At 62.3% G+C, this 648-nt stretch carries 1 protein-coding gene; it reads left to right on the top strand.

Annotated elements, in window-relative coordinates:
* On the top strand, positions 1 to 648 hold a 648-nt coding region (locus tag AC2FAK_RS22940), incomplete at both ends, for an RHS domain-containing protein (RefSeq protein WP_141236793.1).

Genomic DNA, 648 nt, shown 5'->3' with positions numbered 1-648 from the left:
CAGCAGGGGCAGACGCTGCAGGAAAGCCGCTACCTGTACGACCCGCCGGGGCGCCGCGTCGGGAAACGGGTGTGGACCAGAGAAGCCCCGCCGGAAGTCACGTGGTACGGCTGGGATGGCGACAGGCTGACCACCACGCAGACGGATACGCAGCGCATTCAGACGATATATATGCCGGGCAGCTTCACGCCGCTTGTCCGGGTGGAAACACGGTGTGCTGAACTGGCGAAAGCCGCACGCCGCACGCTGGCAGAAAAGTTCCAGCAGGAGGCGAACGTGACCTTCCCGCCGGAACTGGTGGCGATGGTGGATAACCTGGAAGCGGAGCTTCAGCGCGGGGAACTCAGCGATGCAAACCGGGCATGGCTGGCACAGTGCGGGCTGACGCCGGAGCAGATACAAAACCAGATGGAGCCGGAATACATGCCGCGGAGGAAAATCCATCTGTACCACTGCGACCACCGGGGACTGCCGCTGGCGCTGGTCAGCCATGAGGGAGCCACTGAATGGGAAGCGGAGTATGATGCGTGGGGCAATGTGCTCCGTGAGACAAACCCGCATGATCTGGCGCAGCTCATCCGCCTGCCGGGTCAGCAGTACGATGAAGAAACGGGGCTGTATTATAACCGTCACCGGTATTACGACCCG

It is taken from the genome of Enterobacter cloacae complex sp. 394F7, assembly GCF_057320385.1.
The sequence above is the reverse complement of the archived record's forward strand: the minus strand, read 5'-3'. Positions and strand labels throughout refer to the sequence as shown.